Below are 18663 nucleotides of genomic sequence, written 5' to 3'. Positions count from 1 at the left end.
TTTTACTCCATCCTTAAAGAAAATATGTCTTGATGTGCTGTGATATTAATAGCGAATGATGTCAAATGTAGTTGAGTCACAGTACAATCAACCTGTACTGAAAGTACCCTATACGCATCCATAGACTGTCTATTTTCCATCATGACGAGATGTCTATGTGCACTCTGATCTGTGTACTATATTTATTCATCAGAGCATTAATATTTCAGCTTATGGGTCAGACTATAATGCATATAAACCCGCACATTGTTTGAAAATAATCATTGAGTAAGAAGAAAAATTGATTAATATCCATGCCCTAGTAAGACTGATCAAACTAATTGTATCAAGTTAAAGGTAAAATTTCGAAATCACACAAAATAATCAATTTTTATATTTTTCATTGGGTTAAACATATTTTCACAGACTATCACACTGTTCGGCTTATACTGCTTTGACCCATCGAATCAAAACCACATTTACTTTCATCACTTGATCTATTTTGACCTCCTGTTGTATTTTTCATGTAAACCATTGGAGAAAAGCACGTTCACTTTCATTCGACATCGTGTTGCATCATTGCTCAGGGAAGCTCATGACACTCAAACAATTAAAAGCCTTTTTAGTCCTTGCACGTACGCTTAATTATGCCAATGCAGCCAATGAACTGTGTCTGAGCCAATCCGCTCTCAGCTTAAGTATTAAAACGCTAGAAGAAGAACTCGGTGGAAAACTGTTTAAACGCAATACACGTCGGGTAGCAATCACCACCGAAGGTCAGTCCCTGATTCCCTATGCCAAAAAGCTTCTGGCTAACTGGGAAGATATGGAAAAAGATGTCAAACAGCGCTTTAAACTCAACCGTGGCACTTTAAATATTGCCTCAATGCCCTTTGCCACCCATGCGGTACTCCCCGCAGTCATGCATGATTTTTCACAATTACACCCCAACATCAGTTTTTCCATCCATGACATTACCAATGAAAAAATCATTGAAAAAGTTCAAGAAGGCATTTTTGAGATTGGCATTTGTTTTGAACCTAAACCGAATGATCAACTGATTTTCCAGCCCTTATTCAATGAAGACTTTTTGGCTCTGTTACCCAAACACCATGCTTTAGCCAAACAAAAAAGCGTGACATGGCTGGAACTCTGCTCTTACCCTTTTGTGACCTTACAAAACCCCTCGATTATTCGACATGTAATTGAGGAACAGTGTGCGGCGCATCAAGTGGTGTTGGATTTGAAAGTCGAATGCCACCAAATCAGTTCCCTATCTCACTTTGTTGCCTATGGCATGGGCGTCAGTGCGATTCCACGGCATTTTCAGAAATTCATTGATCTTGAAAAAAATGTGTTGGTTGAAATTGGCGACAACCAAACTCAACTGGCGGTGGGCATTATTTATAAAAAAGATTATGAACTGTCCAACATTTCAGCCCAATTTATTGAAACCACACTTTGGCATCATTTTTAAAGCCTCACTTTTATCATTAAAGACAAACCACTATTTTTATTTATTATAAATCAAATACTTATAATGATTTAAATATTTAAGGCATTTTGTATTCTTCGCACCTAGTTCTCTCTTTTTCCTTCTTTAATATTAATGATTAATGAGTTTTTTTTATTACACATTAGAAAGATTCAATTTCTAAAAAAAGCAGTGCAATGCTAAAAAAATAACAAGCAAGGAAGATCAGGAAATAAAGGATGAATAAAGTTGTCGCAAATGCAGCTGAAGCATTGGCTGATGTGGTTGCCAATAATCAAACTATTGCTGTTGGTGGTTTTGGCCTCTGTGGTATTCCGGAAGCATTAATTGATGCCTTAAAAGAAACAGGTGTCACAGGTTTAACCTGTATTTCAAATAATGCAGGTGTGGATGGCTTTGGTTTAGGTAAATTATTAGAAACCAAACAAATTAAAAAAATGATTGCGTCTTATGTTGGGGAAAACAAAGAGTTTGAGCGCCAGTATCTGAATGGTGAACTTGAAGTCGAGCTCACACCACAAGGCACACTCGCAGAAAAACTACGTTCAGGCGGTGCAGGTATTCCTGCATTTTTCACCCAGACAGGTGTAGGCACTCTCATTGCCGAAGGCAAAGAAGTTCGTGACTTTCATGGTCGTCCACATATTTTAGAAATGTCTCTCACTGCGGACATTGCTTTAATCAAAGCCTACAAAGCCGATAAAGCGGGCAATTTGGTGTTCCGTAAAACCGCACGTAACTTTAACCCTGACTGTGCTATGGCAGGCAAATTCACCATTGCTGAAGTCGAACAAGTGGTTGAAATTGGTGAAATTGATCCAGATGACATCCATTTGCCGGGGATCTACATCAACCGTGTGGTGCTGAATGCCACCCCCAAAAAGCAGATCGAACAACTGACCATTAAAGCAGAGGAAGCTTAATCATGGCTTGGACACGTAATGAAATGGCGCAGCGTGCTGCCCTTGAACTCGAAGATGGTTTTTATGTCAACTTAGGTATTGGCTTACCGACTTTAGTGGCCAATTATCTACCCGAAGGGATCAATGTTTTGTTGCAGTCAGAAAATGGCTTGCTCGGTATTGATGAATTTCCAACCCGTGATGCAGTCGATGCAGACTTGATTAATGCAGGAAAACAAACTGTCACCGCACGCAAAGGGGCTGCATTTTTCTCAAGCTCAGAATCCTTTGCCATGATTCGTGGTGGTCATGTCAATATTGCTATTTTAGGTGCAATGGAAGTCTCTGAAACGGGCGACTTGGCAAACTGGATGATTCCGGGTAAAAAAGTCAAAGGCATGGGCGGTGCAATGGACTTGGTCTCTGGTGTACAAAAAGTTGTGGTGCTCATGGAACACTGCGCCAAAGATGGCACGCCAAAAATTGTGCCTCAATGTACCCTACCACTCACGGGTAAAGCTGTCGTTAGCCGTATCATTACTGACTTAGGTGTGATGGATATCACTGCTGAAGGGGTGAAACTGGTTGAACTGGCACGCGATGTGAGCCTAGAACAAATCCAGAAAGCGACTGGCTTAGCACTGATCATTAATGACTTTAAAGCTGCTTAAGTACAAAAACGACATCATTCAAAGCAGCTTCGGCTGCTTTGTTATTGGGATCAATCAAAAAAATCCGTTAGCAAAAGGCTTCTTTATAGCCTTTAAATCAAGCATAAAAACCATCATTACCTTGACCAAGTCTATCTCTCGATATTCTCGAATTTACCGAATGATGACTCCTGCGCACATTTTTTAACTCAAATACCTGATGAAAAACTAATCCGCTCGGCTACTATATTTGCATTCCACATCCAGAGGTTCCCATGTCACAACAAGATTATGAAAATGGTTTAAAAGTTCGCACAGAAGTCATGGGCGAATCTTTTGTTAAACGTGCTCAAGACAATACTGTGCCTTTCACCCAACCTTTGCAGGACTGGATTAATGAACATGCTTGGGGCTCAACATGGCAACGTGAAGGTGTTTTACCACGTAAATATCGCTCGTTAATTACCATTGCATTTTTGACGGCACAAAAGAGTCCAACTGAGCTGAAAGGCCACGTTCGTGGTGCACTAAATAACGGTGCAACAGTTGAAGAAATTCAAGAAGTCCTTCTGCACAGTTTGCCTTATTGCGGCGCACCTGCAACTCAAGAGGCGTTCCGCGCTGCACTGGAAGTGATTCAGGAATATCAAAGCAATTCATAAATAGACTAAATGCCCATACAAAAGCGTTATATTGCAGTCGTATGGTGCAATTCATCTGGTTTGGCTATGCCGTATTTTTTGCTTAGCCAAACCTTTTTCATTAAAAGGCTTTAGTCACACTCATGCCAACGCTAAAGTTTCGACCATCGGCCGGTTCAAAGAAACGACTATTGCTGTCATTCACAATCACTGAACCAACATAGTTACGGTCAAACAGGTTATCGACTCGAGCATAGCTGTTTACTTTCCAGTCACGGTTTACCCATAAGTAGCCGACATTTGCAGCCACAACGGTATAACTTGGTGCCGTATCTGAGTTGATATCATCGACATAAATTTTATCCATATAGCGTGCTTCTAAGCCTGCTTGAAAGCCTTGCTCAGGTTGCCATGCAATACGGGTGAACACTTGTTTTTTGGCAATTCCGGGAATATATGTCCCTTTTTCAATCAAAGGTTTGGTGCTAGTTGCTGCAATATCGGCATCAAAAGTGGCATCCAAATAACTATAGCTTGCACTAAGTTTTAAATCCTGCCAAAGCTGATGTTGCCAAGCCAGCTCAGCGCCTTGTCGTAAGGTTTGTTCTGCATTACGAAATGTATTGCGTCCCGCATTGGCATCATCAGGCACAATGTCATTTTTAGTGACAGTATTGAAAACAGCCAATGTAAACAGACCAAATGCATTTTGAGACTTTAACCCAAGCTCATAGGTATCACTACTTGCAGGTTTTAAATCGAAATTAATTCCCGATGTGGCCAATGTAGGATAAGCCATTTCGGTAAAGGTTGGGGTTTCAAAGCCTTTGCCATAACTGGCATAAGCATAGAGTTCAGGTAAAATTTCCCAACCTAAAGCCACAGACGGCAATAATTTTTGATAATCCGTTGTACCACTGTCATCACCATTCCCTGCTACAATGTAATGGTCTTCCGACTCATAATGCACATTGCTATAGCGTAAGCCTGTATCAAGATGCCACGTGGGTAAGAACTGCCATGAGGCTTGCACATACGGATCTAAATTCCATAAGGTATTATTTTCATTACGACGTAAATCACCTTTCACGCCAAATTTCCCTTGATTATTATAATTGTTATAGCCTTTACGGTCTTCCGTCATTCGGTCTAAAGCCACACCGGCAACCAAAGTTGTATTCGGTAAAAGTGCTTTCCCAGTCCAACGGAAATCTGCGCCATAATAATCTCGGTCAAAATCAATCACACCACCTGCATGGCGAGCATTGGCTTGTGGTCCCTTTGGAATCGACTGATATTGTACGACCTGTCGGTTACCCAAATAGAACATGCTATATAGCTCTTGTTGATCATTCAGCGGCTTCGTCCACGTCAGCCCAGTTTGGGTTTGCTCGATTTCTTTACGCACATCATAAGTATTGGTACGGTCATTCACTTGTTTCGGATTGGCTTTCCACTGCTCACGACTGAGACCTTGTGGATCGTCGGCATCAATATCAACACGGTTCATCACCCAGTTGATTTTACTGCCATCTTCTAAGTTCCACGTCAGTTTGGCATTATTCAATACTTTTTGTGCTGCACTATGGTCTCGAAAACCATCGGTATCAAAATAAGAAGAACTAATCACATAAGCTGGTTGATTGGCCTGTTCGGAACCCCCTTGTAATTGGATATTGGCTTGTTGCTTATGGTGGCTGCCTGCATTGAGTCCCACTTGAATTGAGTCTTTCCCTTGTCCTTCTTTGCTCTCAGCTAAGATGGTTCCCCCTGATGAGTTGCCATATAAAGATGAAAATGGCCCTGTCAGTACTTCGATGTGATCTAAACTATTGAGGTCAATATTGGAACTTTGCCCTTGGCCATCAGGCATGGTCGCAGGAATACCATCGACATACATCCGAATGCCACGCACGCCAAAAGTCGAACGAGCGCCAAAGCCACGCATCGAAATCTGTAAGTCTTGCGCATAGTTTTCACGGTTATTAATTTGTAAGCCTGCAACCCCTTGTAGGACTTCGGATAAGTTTACATTGGCATTGTTTTGTACTGTAGCCGCTTGGACTTTTTGAATAGATGCGGAAGTCGATAACAACTCACTATCGGTATGTACCGCTTGGACAGTGATAACAGGAAGTTGATATTCTGTCGTTTCTGCATAAGCATGCATCGTTTGTAAAATAACCGCAGTCAATAAGGCTTGTTTAAAAGGCGTATGCATCAAATAAGTTAATCGCACAATATTTCCTTGCTTGTTATTAGCATAAAAATGGGAAGCCTATCATCTCGACAGGCTTCCCATACAATAAAACGTTTTAATCGGCTAAGCTATACGCAACCACATAATCACCATGATCAGGCGACTGACGTGCCCCACCTGCGGAAATGACCACATATTGTTTGCCTGTTTTTGGAGAAATGTAGCTCATCGGTGTACCTTGGCTACCCACAGGTAAACGCGCTTTCCATAACTCTTCACCATTCGATGAATTGAAAGCACGTAAATAGAAGTCTTGTGTTGCAGCAAAGAACACTAAACCACCTTGCGTCGCCATTGGGCCACCAATCGTTGGCATACCTATGGGCGCTTCTAAGCCCATTTTAATGCCCATTGGGCCAGTATCTTCAACCGTACCTAAAGGCACCTGCCAAGCCACTTGACGGGTTTTCATATCAATCGCCGTCATGGTTCCGAAAGGTGGTTTTTGGCATGGAATACCCAATACTGACATAAAGCGGTTTTTATTCACTTTATACGGTGTACCTTTCATTGGCACTGCGCCCATACCTGTGTTGACCTTCTCTCCGCCACTGGCTTCAAGTTTTAAATCTTCAGGTGTTTGTTTAATCAGCTGAATCCACAGACCTAAGCGCATGTCGTTGACAAACATATAACGGTGCGTCGGGTCAAATGCGATACTGCCCCAGTTCATCCCACCCAGCGAACCCGGAAAACTTAAAGATACATCAGAACCTGGTGCTGTAAAGAGACCGTCATAGCGCATTGATTTAAAGTTGATACGACACATCAACTGGTCAAATGGCGTTGCGCCCCACATGTCCGATTCAGTCAAAGTTTGATTGCCAATCTGTGGCATTTCAACTGAACGTGGCTGAGTTGCACTGTATTGCTCATCAGGGATATCTGCAGCTTTTACAGGTTGCTCAACCACTTTGGTTAAAGGCTTGCCTGTCACACGGTCAAGTACAAAGAACTGACCCGACTTGGTGCCAATGACAACAGCAGCTTTGGTTTGCCCATTTTGCATTGGAAAGTCGACCAAGCTTGGCTGCATGGGTAAATCGAAGTCCCAAAGGTCGTTGTGAACGGTTTGATAAACCCACTTCTCTTGACCTGTGGTTGCATCTAAAGCCAAAACGGAAGAATTGTACTTATGATCTACAGGTTGACGGTTTCCGCCCCAAACATCGACCGATGAACTCCCCATCGGTAAGAACACCGTGTTCATTTGCGGGTCGTAGGACATTGCCGCCCAAGAGTTAGCCGAACTACGTTTATAGATTTCACCCGGTTTGAGAACATAGTTTGGATTTGGGTTACGTGGATCAAAAGCCCAACGCAACTGTCCAGTAATCACGTCATAGGCACGAATCACACCACCCGGCATATCGGCTGCAAAGTTGTCAGCAATACGACTCCCGACAATGATGCTGGTGCCTGCAATGGTTGGCGCTGAGGTCACTTCAAAACGAGGCGCTTGCGTACCCGCACCTAGACCTTCCAGTAAGTTCACCGTTCCATCGACACCAAAGTCTTTACAGCGTTCGCCTGTATCGGCATTGACTGCGATTAAACGACCATCAGGTGTATTGGTATAAACACGACGTGGACATGCGGTATTATTTGCCACCGCTGTAACTGCACTTGCACCTGCTAAAGTCGGTTGTACCAAGGCTTGAGTCGAGTCAAAGTAACCTACACCACGGCAACGCTCCCAAGCATCCGCTTTAGAGTTCACTTCAGCCTTCCAGATTTGTTTACCTGTGTCTGCATCTAAAGCAATAATGTTGTTATGCGGTGTACATAAAAAGACTTTATCACCGACCTGCAAAGGCGTGAGCTGGTCTTCTGCGCCATTACCCGTACCTGTAGTCATATCGCCTGTTTGAAAGCGCCATGCTTCTTTTAACTTAGACACATTATTACGGTTGATCTGATCCAACGCAGCAAAACGACTTCCACCAGCATCATTACCATAGTGCGACCAATTCACTTGTTGAGTTTGAGCTGTTACAGGCACTAGAGGTAGCTCTTCACCACTGGCTTTTACCGTTGGATGTGGAATAAACATGCCATATAAACCACCCAGCATACCTAACACCGTCAAACCACCTAAGGCATAAGCAGGTGCTGAAGGCGCAATTTGAAATTGGTACTTACGAATAGCAGGTAAAGTAAAACACAGTGCGGCAAATAAACCCGCAGGAAACATTAACCGTGAATGGAGTGCCCAAAAATCCCAACCTGCATCAAACAGTGCCCAGACCACGGTTCCAAGAAAAACCAATGCAAAGATCCAAACACCCAATGCTTTTTTTCTAAAAATAAAGATTGCGGAAATGGTGGTCAATAAGCCTGCAATCAGGAAGTACCATGAACCCCCTAGACTAATCAGTTTTCCACCACCGATTAAATAAAATAAGCCAGTCAGCAATAAAGCCAAGCCTAATATAAAGCACCATATTTTAAATATGGGTTGAGATTGCGCTTCGGACATACGTTTTACTCCAAATGCTGTGTTTTAAATGACCACTCCCACTTTGTTCTGAGCATCATTCACACCACATCCAAACTTTTGAGCATCCACAATTAGTTTGCTTCAGCAACGAAAAAAAAGAGTATTTAAATTCAGCAATCACATCGCTGATATTTTAAACACTCTCCCACTTCAAATACGATTAAAAATTTACCTTAACGCTAAGACCCGCCACCCATGCATCATCCACTTCTTTCACCCCAGAAGGTTGATAGATATATTGCAAGTTGGGTCTAAGCATCACCGCAGAAGACCATTGGTAGGTATAGTTCAACTCAACATTGAGTTCGTCATGTTGAATTGGGACATAATCGCTGGCGAGCGCGTCATAACTGTAATAACCACGACTTTCATTGGTGGCGATTTGCTTGTCCGTCACACGGTCATTCACCACATAGTTGGCCAAACCAAAGCCAATCGAATCATTAGGGCGACTGTCAAAAGGGCCTTTATACCAAAGTGCCAACTGCTGCGTACTTTCTACAGCGGTCGTATCTCGGTCATTGATGACCCCATTGAAACTGATATATAAACCACGTTTAGGATCAGCCCCGTGTTGGGTTAGTTGTTGTTGAGCATTTAACCAGAAACTATATTTGCCATCGTGGATTTCTCCTGATGTACCCACATCTTTAGCTTCTGCTGTGGAATACAGTGCACCGAGTTTATATTCGCCTGGTAAACCATTAAATGTGGCAAGTTTTGGTTTCCATGCCAGTTCAACTGGAATGGTGGCCCCTTCGACATTGTCCATATCGAGGTTAAAACCATCACTGTCTGAGTCTGTTTTGACATTGTCAGGATTAACTTCATAGACCCCAACACCAAGTGACCAGTCTGGTGCAAATTGGTATTTAACATTGGTGCCCCATAAGCTGACAGGCCAGTTATACCAAATCGAACCGATAGATTTGCCTAACTGTCCACCACACAAAAGTAAGTTCTGAAACTCACATTGCGAGCTGTTAAAGTCATCGGACATGCCCATACGACCAATCTTAAATTGGACACGATTCTCATCAAAACCTGTTTTAATCCATGCTTGGGTTAAGCGCCAGATCTTGCCACGCCCATAAATTTCTTGAGTATTCCCCAAAGTACTGGCACGTGGATCTTTAATTCGCGCTAAAGTTAATGAATTACCATCACGTTTGGTAATCATTAAGCCTGCTGTGGTATTTTCCCAACCTGCAATTTTGTTTAAATCAAAATTGGCACCTAAGGTCAACTGTGCAGCATTGTCAAAACTTCGGTCATCGTTATAACCACCAGCCAAATTGGTCGCTGCTTGGCTCATAATCGAAGCTGTAAATTTATAACCTTGATCTTCCAGTTGCTTCCGTTCACCGTTCCAATCGCCGAATAACCATTGACGGTCTGCCGAGTAAAATTCATTGGCTGACGCCAATTGGCAAGTTAAAAGCGCCAAAGATAATGTGCCTAGTTTTAAGAGTTGTTGCATACCAAACATCCTTTTTTGTGAGGAAAGCTCAACCGAGCTTTCCATGCGGTTTTTATTATTTAATGCGAACAGCTGGACTCAATTCAGAGGTCGCACCCAAGTGGTCTGTGACATTGGCGGTGACATTAGCCACACCACTTGCCACTTTCCATGTTGCTTGACCTTGACCTTGTGCATCGGTTGTCACCACTTGAGTACCTAAATACTGCTCTGCTTCTTGACTCTTCGCTTGACGATTAGCAAAGAATTCAACTTGGTAACGTTGATTTGGTTGTGCTTGTACTTCAGCCATAACCTGACCTTTGCTATAACTCAAACGTGGCGCTTGGATATTTTGGTTGGGTATCGCATTACAGCCCTGTTCATTTGGCTGTGTACAGGTTTTTTGCAGTTTCGCTGCTTCAATGACTACGCCACCCCCACGAGAACCGACAAAGCCAGCATGTTCTAAGGCCGGCACAGCAAACACAATGGCACCTAAACGTTGATTGGGTACACACGAACCACCCGCCTCACAGCGCTTAATATCTTTGCCATTGTCCCAAATTAAGTTTTTGGTCAAGGTTGTGCGGGCATTGGCATCTTTTTCTGAACGAATGGCTATCCCTAAACGGTTAGCATGAACTTTATTGCTGTCAAAAATGTTGCCATCACCTGTGAGGTTAAAGCCAATTGAGTTGTTGGTCAGTTCGTTATAGGCGATATAATTACGCTTACCCCAGTTGATTTGTAAACCATCAGAGTAATTTTCAAATTTGTTACCGACCACCGCATTGTCATTACCCCACAGGATTTCAATCCCTTGTGACGGTTCTGGATTGGCTTTGGTTGAAGTAAATAGGTTATTAGCGACAAGGTTAAATGCCGCACCACGCGTCAGCTCTAAACCATCGCCATTATCTACAAACAAATTATTTAAAACTTTGTTGTTATTGGTGGTGGTCGAGGTTGGATTGCCCTTACCATCATCACCCGTTAACATCACGCCTGAACCACCGTAGTTATTACTGATACGGTTATGTTGAATCAAGTTATTGCTTGAACGGTTCACCAAAACGCCAATACAGAAACGGTGAATATCGAGACCTCTTAAGGTCACACCATTCACATCTTGCAGAACCAGACCCGGTAAAGTCATGGTACGGACATTGGTGCCATACTGTTCAGGGTTTGCCCCTGGGCAGGCTTTCGCACCTTCACCTTTAATATAGTTTGAACCATCAATCGCAATAAACTCGCCTGTTTTGTCCCATTGCATCCCGATGATCTTCACTGAAGACTTAATTGGCGGTAAAGGCTGATTTAGTTTAATGGTATAAGGTGCTTTGCCCACAGCTTGGATGTGGATTTCATTTTCTTGCGCCGTATTGGCATTCGATTGTTCAATTGCCCAACGCAGTGAACCTTTTGCACTATCATCCTGATAGCGATCCACAATATAAGTTTCTGCACTGGCCAAACCTGATGTCGCTAAACTCAAAACCAATGTGGTCAAACGTAAAGTTGATGGTTTCATATTTTAAATCCTTTTCTATCCTTGAACATGAATAACGCAGTGCATTAAGGGGTTGGTTGTACAGTTTTCAGCAACTGTTTGAGTTGAGTCACATCAATTTGACCCGGTGCAGAAGCTTCACCAATCATGCCAAAACTTAGGCTGCCACCCATGTTGGCAGTCGCCACACGTGAAATGGTGCCCAACTGTCCCATCGACATGGTCAATAGTGGTTTTTGACTTTTTTGGCTGACAGCCAAGGTGGCATTCATGAGGGTAAAGACATCTTGTTTTGACTTTGGCATTACCGCAATTTTCAAAATGTCGGCACCCATCTGATCTTGTTTTAGCAGACGGTTTTCAATGTCTTGTTGCTCAGGTGTTTTTGCAAAATCGTGATTTGACATGATCACCAATACGTTCTTGTCATGCGCCAATTTGGTTAATTTCGCCACACTGCCTGCATCACGGAACATTTCAATATCCAGCAATTGCATAAATGGCTTTTTCAGGTATTCACGATAAATTTTTTCATAGTCTTGGTCAGACACTGTCATTTTTCCGCCTTCGTTATGAGTACGAATGGTGGCAATTAATGGTTTGTCTTTTAAAATTTGATTCAGCTGCTGGCCCAGTGCCATCACTTTTTTAGTGTCGGCAGAAAATTCCAATAAGTCGATACGAAACTCAGCCACATCTGCGTTTGGATTACTGGCAATCACTTTTGCTTGGGCAATCGCTTGTTCAGCCGTTTTTGCGGTAATCGGCACAATGGTTTTGACAGGTAAGTCACCAATATTGAGGTTTTTCACCACATAGTGTTGTACGCTTGATTGAGCTACTTCCGCTGCAAATGCTGGCATTGCTGCTAAAACAGCACTGCTTAAACAAAGTTGCATCGCAATTTTTTTGATTTTCATCATTACATTTCCTTGTATTTACAAACTATTGCCTGACTTCTGTCATCAATGGCAAATATACGTGGGATGAACGCAATGGGTCATACCATCACCACGTATAAACTTTTATCTTTAGAATTAGTTCAAGATGTCTCGCACTAAATCTTGGAAAATTTAGATATCCAAAAAGACCGTTTCGTCTTCTCCTTGAATACGAATATCAAAGCGATACACCACTTCACCATCACGCTGTTCACGTTTTGCAATAAGTGTCTGACGACGAGGTGCCCACTCAATGCCTTTCAGCACAGGATCTTGTGCATTGGCTTCCGCTTCATCTTCAAAATAGACACGGGTGTTTAAGCCAATGTTGATACCGCGTGCAAAAATAATCAGTGCAATATGCGGGGCTTGAGTTGTGCCTTTACGTCCCGGAACAGCACCCGGTTTAATGGTATTGAAACTCCAAAAACCAGTTTCAAAGTCTGCCCCTGTACGTCCCCAACCGAGGAAGTTTGGATCGACCGCTTTGCCCTGAATATCCGCCGCACTTGGATACACGCCGTTGGCATCTGCCTGCCAAATTTCAATCAATACATCGCGTAACGGCAAACCTAGACCGTCGAATACTTGACCCTCTAAGCGAATACGTTCACCTAAGGTTTTTTCTTGAACCAACTGATTGTTAAAGTTGTTTTCAAAGACTTCAATGTTGGCTTGTTGGGGCAACAAACCAATGTGTACGTATGGCCCACCTGTTTGAGATGGCGTTTCATGCAATTCTTGAAAGTTCCAATGGTTCATGTTGCTCTCCCTGAATTAAGTCAAATCATTTTCGAAATATGTCGCACGACGACCACGTAAAGTGATGTCAAAGCGGTAACAACGGCTGTCTGCTTCAATGAAGTTGCTCTTATCCTCAAGAGCAATCAGCGCGCGACGTTGTTCTTCCGAAGGAATGGTTTTAATAATCGGACACGAATCAATCAGCGTATCGCCTTCAAAATAGAACTGAGAAATAAGACGCTGCGCCCAACCATCGGCAAGCAAAGAGAAATGGATATGAGCAGGACGCCATTCATTAATACGGTTACGCCAAGGATAAGGACCCGGCTTAATGGTACGGAACACAAAATAGCCATTGGCATCCGTCATCATGCGGCCACAGCCGCCAAAGTTCGGGTCCATTGCACCAATAAACTGATCATTTGGATGACGATAACGACCAGAAGCGTTGGCTTGCCACACTTCAAGCAAGGCATTTTTAACTGGACGCCCAAACTGATCACGGACATAACCATGCACAATAATGCGCTCACCAATCGGCAAACCTTCTTTGGCATAGTTCAAAATCAAATCGTTATCTTTAGGCCCAAACTGCTCCGCACTAAACTGTGGTGAAGTCACTTCAGTTAATGTTTCTGCAATCGAAATCAACGCATTTTTGGGCGAGCGTAATACACTGGTTTTATAGCCGGGTGCGTATGCTGGCGGGTGATCTTCGGTATTGCGTTGTGCATAAGCACCTAAAATAAGTTGCGACATGTGACGTCCCTCTTAATCTTGTTCCATTACTCTTGATTCGTTTGTTCTTGGCTAAGCTGCTGTTCGCTCAGCTTTTGCGGGGCAATGCCCAAATCTGCAAAAACTTCTTCTGCCATGTGCATGGCTGCATTGGCTGCGGGCAAACCGGCATACAGTGAACAGTGCAAAATCAACTCTTTTAAGTCGTCCTTGGTCACACCATTGTTAAAACAAGCACGTAAATGCATACGCAGTTCGTCTTCACGGCCCAGTGCCAATAACACCGCAATGGTGACTAAGCTACGGGTGTGGCGCGGCATGCCTGGTCTAGACCAGACTTCGCCCCACGCAAAACGACTGATAAAGTTTTGAAAGTCAGCATTGAAATCATTTAAGTTCTCAAGTGAACGACCGACATGCTTTTCACCCAGCACTTCAGTGCGTACCGTGATTCCTTGTTCATAACGTTGTTCATCATTCATGGGAGAAACCTCAATTAGGTCGCATCGGTATGTGCGACCAGTGATTTAACAAAAATAGCGACTGCTGCTGCTGTTGCTGGAATTAACAGCAGACTTAAAATGGCAGTAAACGACCAGTCATTGCCCAGTAGAACTGCGCCAATCCATGCACCAAATACCGCACCGAAGCGCCCAATCCCAGACATCCATGCCACACCTGTTGCACGGCATTGGGTTGGGTAAAAACGAGCACTCAGCGCTGGCATTGCCGACTGTGCACCATTAATTGCGACACCTGCGCAAAGCACTAAAATGGCAAGTAGGGTTGGATTTGCTAAGCTCTGACCAACGGCAAAAGCAAAGATCCCCGCGACAAAGTAGAAGCCTGCAATAATGCGGTTCGGGTTGAAACGGTCCATTGCCCAGCCAATAAATAAAGCACTGAGTACACCGCCAAACTGGAATAAACCACCAATAAATGCAGCGCGTTCCATGGTTGCGCCAGTTTCACGCATTAAGGTTGGTAACCAACTGGTGAGTAGATAAATCATCACCAAACCCATGAAATAGGTCAGCCACAATAAAACCGTGCCTTTGACATATTTCTGAGAGAACAGCATGCCAAACACACCTTTCTTCTCGGCACCTTCGGTTTTTTCTTCAGGTACATGAAACTCAGTGACACTCTGTACTTGCGTCGGTGCAATACGCGTCAAAATTTTACGAACTTTTTCGGGGTCACGACCTTTCACAATCAAGAAACGATAGGATTCTGGCAGGAAGAAAATCACCAAGATCATCAAGATCAGTGGTGACCAACCGCCCAGTAAAAATAAGCTGTGCCAACCAAAGGTTGGGATCAACCAACTGCTGATGAAACCACCTGTCGCCATACCCAAGTTGTAACCACAGAACATGCAGGTCACGAGTAACGAGCGTGAACGCTGCGGGCAATATTCAGAAAATAGCGTGGTTGCATTCGGCATTGCGGCACCCAAACCAATACCCGTTAAAAAGCGCAAGACCACCAAGGTATTTAAGTCAGCTGCATAGGCTGATGCCAAAGTAAAGCCACCAAAAATCAGCATCGAAACACTTAAAACAATCTTTCGCCCAAAGCGGTCAGCGGTTGGACCAGACACCAAAGCACCAATAATCATGCCACCTAAAGCTGCACTCATGACTGGACCTAGTTGCGAGCGGTCTATTCCCCAGTCTTGTGCCAAGGCTGGAGCAATAAAACCCATTGCCGCAGTATCAATACCGTCAACAAAAACAATGAGAAAACATACAATTGCGATCAACCACTGATATTTGCTAATCGGTGCATCATTAATCAGTGCTTGTGCGTCTATACTCGTTTTTTGAGTAGCGTATTCCTGAGACGCCATACCTGCCTCCTTGGGCTGAAAGTCCTTTTAAAAATCCTTAAATTATTGAATCGATCCAATAAACTGAGTCAGGGTTTGGTTAAACAGCTCAGGTTGTTCAATATTGGAAAGATGCGATGCGTCAATCACCGCGAGTTCACTCTTTTGAATTTGTTGTTGCATAAAAACGCCATCTGCCACTGTCGTGACTGGGTCAAATGCACCCGCAATCACTAAAGTTGGAATCTGAATCTGCTGAATTTCTGTGCTCAAATCAGCCTTAGCCAATGCTCGGCAAGATTCTGCATAACCCAATGCTGGCGTAGTCGCTAAAGACTGAATGGTACGCTGAGCCAAAGCATCGTGTTGATAATCAAACTGCTCGCTGAACCAACGTGTATGCGTGGTCGCGACCAAATCTGCTAAGCCATTGGCTGTCACAGCATCTGCACGAGCATTCCAACCTTCTTCAGTCCAAATTTTGGCTGCTGAGTTCGCCACAGTGATACTATGAAAACGATCTGCATGGTGAATACCGAGCCACAAAGCTGTCATACCGCCCATTGAAATCCCGCAAAAATGCGCTTTTTCAATGTTTAAACCATCAAGAATATCAATCACATCTTCTGCAAGGTTTTGTACAGTGCTCTGTTCAATCACATCGCTTTGCCCATGACCACGCGTGTCATAAGTCACCACTTTGAACTTTTTTTCGAAGGCAGCAACTTGGGGCTGCCACATGCCTTTATCGGTACCCAATGAGTTTGAAAATACAATCACAGGTGCATGATCTTGCCCACTGATTGCCACAGATAAAGTCTTGCCTTGACGATTGGTCATCGTGATATTCACTTTGCCTCTCCTTTTGCTTCTTGCAACACCGCATCAATCTGGTCTTGAATATTGCCGAGATATGACGCGGGGTTAAAAATTTCTGAAATCTGGGCTACGCTGAATAAGTTTTTAACTTGATCCAATTCAGCAATCACATCTCTTAAGTGCACACCTTTTGCAACAGCTGTTTTACATGCGTCCTCTACCAGATGATGAGCTTGTAAACGTCCGATGTGTGGTGCCAAAACCATCATCACCGCTTCCGCCATAATTAAGCCTTGCGTACATTCCAAATTGCGTTGCATATTTTCAACATTGACTTGCATCCCCTGTAACACATCCAAAGTCCGCTCTAAAGCACCAGCACAGAGTTGGAAAATTTCAGGTAATGCCAACCATTCTGCATGCCATCCACCTAAACTACGCTCATGTTCCTGCACCATGCTTTGGTACAAACTCGACATCAGCACAGGCACACGATTGGCTGCTGCCAAAACGGATGCCGCAGCAACAGGATTACGCTTATGTGGCATGGTTGATGAGCCACCACGCCCTTTCGCTGCCGGCTCAAATACTTCTGCAATTTCAGTTTGCATCATCAACGACCAGTCACGTGCCATTTTGCCCAAACTACCTGTCGCTATTGCGAGAACACTCGCCACTTCAACAATACGGTCGCGCTCACCATGCCAAGTACAGCTTGGAACAGAAAGTTGTAACTGTGCTGCAAATGCTTGCACAACTGCTGTGCCTTGATTTTGCAAAGATGCCAATGAACCCACTGCACCGCCTAATTGCGCAGTGAACACACGTGATTTCATGGCTTCAATACGGGTCAAATCACGATGAAAAGCCGAAGCCCAACGTGCGAATTTATGACCCAACGTAATGGGTAGACCCTGCTGCAACCACGTGCGTCCAATCATCACTTGTGAACGATATTGTTCAGCTTGGGTCAATGCAGTGCGGTAACATTGTTGAATTAAAGATTCCACCTGTTGTAGCGCAGCACGACATTGCAAAAGACAAGCAGTATCTAAAATGTCTTGACTGGTTGCGCCCCAATGCACATAACGCGCAGCATCTTCATCACTTTTTTTCACAATTGCAGTCAATTGCTTCACAAAAGGAATCGCAATATTGCCTGCCAAACCTGTTGCAACAGCCAAAGCATCAAAATCAATCTGATCAATCGCAGTCTGGGCAACTTGGGAAATTGCTGTTGCTGCAAATTCTGGAATGACACCAACCTGAGCCTGCGCTTGTGCCAAGGCAACTTCAGCCTCAATCATGTATGACACCAAGGCGCGATCACTGAAAATTTCAGTCACCTCGTTTTGGTAAAATAAGCTGGCATATAACTGGCTCATGATCGCTATCCTTAAATCTGCTTTAAACGCGCTGAATAATCATTGCAATGCCTTGACCGACACCAATGCACATCGAACACAAGGCATAGGTTCCAGCCGTTTGTTCTAACTGGTTTAAAGCTGTGGTGACTAAACGCGCACCCGATGCACCGAGTGGATGACCGATGGCAATTGCACCACCGTTTGGATTCACTTGAGTGGTGTCATCCTCTAAACCAAGATCACGCGTGACCGCCAGTGCTTGTGCTGCAAAGGCTTCATTTAGTTCAATCACATCCATCTGTTCTAATGTCAGATTGGCTTGTTTGAGGAGCTTCTTGATGGCAGGTGCAGGTGCAAAGCCCATGATGCGTGGTTCTACCCCCACTGCGGTTGAAGCAATGATTTTGGCACGGGGTTTAAGTTGGTACAGCTCAACAGCTTGTTCCGAAGCAATCAGTACAGCAGCCGCACCGTCATTGATGCCTGAAGCATTCCCCGCAGTGACGGTGCCTTCTGCTGTCACGACTGGCTTGAGTTTTGCCAAAGCTGCTAAGGTGGTCGATGCACGTGGATGTTCATCCGTGTCGACCACAATTGGATCACCCTTACGCTGTGCAATATTTACAGGGATGATCTCATGTTTAAAAAAGCCTTGAGCTTGCGCGGTTGCGGTGCGCTGTTGACTCGTCAAGGCAAACTGGTCCTGATCTGCACGATCAATATTAAATTGTTGTGCCACGTTCTCCGCAGTCTGCGGCATAGTGTCTACACCATACATCGCTTTCAGCTTAGGATTGATAAAACGCCAGCCCATAGTGGTA

The 18663-nt window shown here is 43.9% G+C and carries 16 protein-coding genes; 4 read left to right on the top strand and 12 right to left on the bottom strand.

Going from position 1 to position 18663, the window contains the following annotated elements; translation table 11 throughout:
* Positions 1-574: 574 nt before the first annotated feature.
* From ACE01U_RS13900 to ACE01U_RS13885, 4 genes are all read left to right on the top strand, one after another.
* Positions 575-1456, top strand: a complete 882-nt coding sequence (locus ACE01U_RS13900; protein ID WP_151707165.1) for a LysR family transcriptional regulator — start codon at positions 575-577, stop codon at positions 1454-1456.
* A gap of 236 nt (positions 1457-1692) precedes the next feature.
* Complete coding sequence (locus ACE01U_RS13895; protein ID WP_395579757.1) at positions 1693-2397, top strand: CoA transferase subunit A; 705 nt, start codon at positions 1693-1695, stop codon at positions 2395-2397.
* A gap of 2 nt (positions 2398-2399) precedes the next feature.
* Positions 2400-3047: a CoA transferase subunit B gene (locus ACE01U_RS13890; RefSeq protein WP_395579756.1), complete on the top strand. Its 648-nt coding sequence runs from the start codon at positions 2400-2402 to the stop codon at positions 3045-3047.
* Positions 3048-3301: 254 nt separating this feature from the next.
* Positions 3302-3688 (top strand): carboxymuconolactone decarboxylase family protein, encoded by a 387-nt coding sequence (locus ACE01U_RS13885; RefSeq protein ID WP_004981378.1) that lies wholly within the window; start codon positions 3302-3304, stop codon positions 3686-3688.
* A gap of 100 nt (positions 3689-3788) precedes the next feature.
* Here ACE01U_RS13885 and ACE01U_RS13880 read toward each other — a convergent pair whose 3' ends face one another.
* The 12 genes from ACE01U_RS13880 to ACE01U_RS13825 form a co-directional block, all read right to left on the bottom strand.
* A complete protein-coding gene (locus tag ACE01U_RS13880) occupies positions 3789-5888 on the bottom strand; it encodes a TonB-dependent receptor domain-containing protein (protein WP_395579782.1) in 2100 nt (699 codons plus the stop codon).
* 94 nt (positions 5889-5982) lie between these two features.
* Positions 5983-8406 (bottom strand): glucose/quinate/shikimate family membrane-bound PQQ-dependent dehydrogenase, encoded by a 2424-nt coding sequence (locus ACE01U_RS13875; protein ID WP_395579755.1) that lies wholly within the window; start codon positions 8404-8406, stop codon positions 5983-5985.
* Between the two features lie 181 nt (positions 8407-8587).
* Positions 8588-9907 (bottom strand): carbohydrate porin, encoded by a 1320-nt coding sequence (locus tag ACE01U_RS13870; protein WP_395579754.1) that lies wholly within the window; start codon positions 9905-9907, stop codon positions 8588-8590.
* 55 nt (positions 9908-9962) lie between these two features.
* Complete coding sequence (locus ACE01U_RS13865) at positions 9963-11423, bottom strand: right-handed parallel beta-helix repeat-containing protein (RefSeq protein WP_395579753.1); 1461 nt, start codon at positions 11421-11423, stop codon at positions 9963-9965.
* 44 nt (positions 11424-11467) lie between these two features.
* Positions 11468-12325 (bottom strand): type I 3-dehydroquinate dehydratase, encoded by an 858-nt coding sequence (gene aroD, locus ACE01U_RS13860; protein WP_395579752.1) that lies wholly within the window; start codon positions 12323-12325, stop codon positions 11468-11470.
* 150 nt (positions 12326-12475) lie between these two features.
* Positions 12476-13105 carry a protocatechuate 3,4-dioxygenase subunit alpha gene (pcaG, locus tag ACE01U_RS13855; RefSeq protein ID WP_110975816.1) on the bottom strand — a complete coding sequence of 210 codons (630 nt, stop codon included), beginning with the start codon at positions 13103-13105 and terminating at the stop codon, positions 12476-12478.
* 15 nt (positions 13106-13120) lie between these two features.
* Entirely contained in the window at positions 13121-13846 is a 726-nt protein-coding gene (gene pcaH / locus ACE01U_RS13850; RefSeq protein ID WP_004981392.1) for a protocatechuate 3,4-dioxygenase subunit beta, read from the bottom strand.
* 26 nt (positions 13847-13872) lie between these two features.
* Positions 13873-14307, bottom strand: coding sequence for a 4-carboxymuconolactone decarboxylase (pcaC, locus tag ACE01U_RS13845; protein WP_004981395.1), 435 nt, complete (start codon positions 14305-14307; stop codon positions 13873-13875).
* Between the two features lie 14 nt (positions 14308-14321).
* Positions 14322-15677, bottom strand: a complete 1356-nt coding sequence (gene pcaK, locus ACE01U_RS13840; protein WP_395579751.1) for a 4-hydroxybenzoate transporter PcaK — start codon at positions 15675-15677, stop codon at positions 14322-14324.
* Between the two features lie 42 nt (positions 15678-15719).
* The gene (pcaD, locus tag ACE01U_RS13835; protein ID WP_395579781.1) at positions 15720-16496 is read right to left on the bottom strand and encodes a 3-oxoadipate enol-lactonase; all 777 of its coding nucleotides are present in this window, start codon (positions 16494-16496) and stop codon (positions 15720-15722) included.
* An 8-nt stretch (positions 16497-16504) separates the two neighbouring features.
* Positions 16505-17860, bottom strand: a complete 1356-nt coding sequence (locus ACE01U_RS13830) for a 3-carboxy-cis,cis-muconate cycloisomerase (RefSeq protein ID WP_395579750.1) — start codon at positions 17858-17860, stop codon at positions 16505-16507.
* A 22-nt stretch (positions 17861-17882) separates the two neighbouring features.
* Positions 17883-18663, bottom strand: a 781-nt coding sequence (locus tag ACE01U_RS13825; RefSeq protein ID WP_395579749.1) for an acetyl-CoA C-acyltransferase, incomplete at its 5' end; no start/stop codon positions are given.

Source organism: Acinetobacter halobius, from assembly GCF_044130335.1.
Classification (GTDB): Bacteria; Pseudomonadota; Gammaproteobacteria; order Pseudomonadales; family Moraxellaceae; genus Acinetobacter.
The sequence above is the reverse complement of the archived record's forward strand: the minus strand, read 5'-3'. Positions and strand labels throughout refer to the sequence as shown.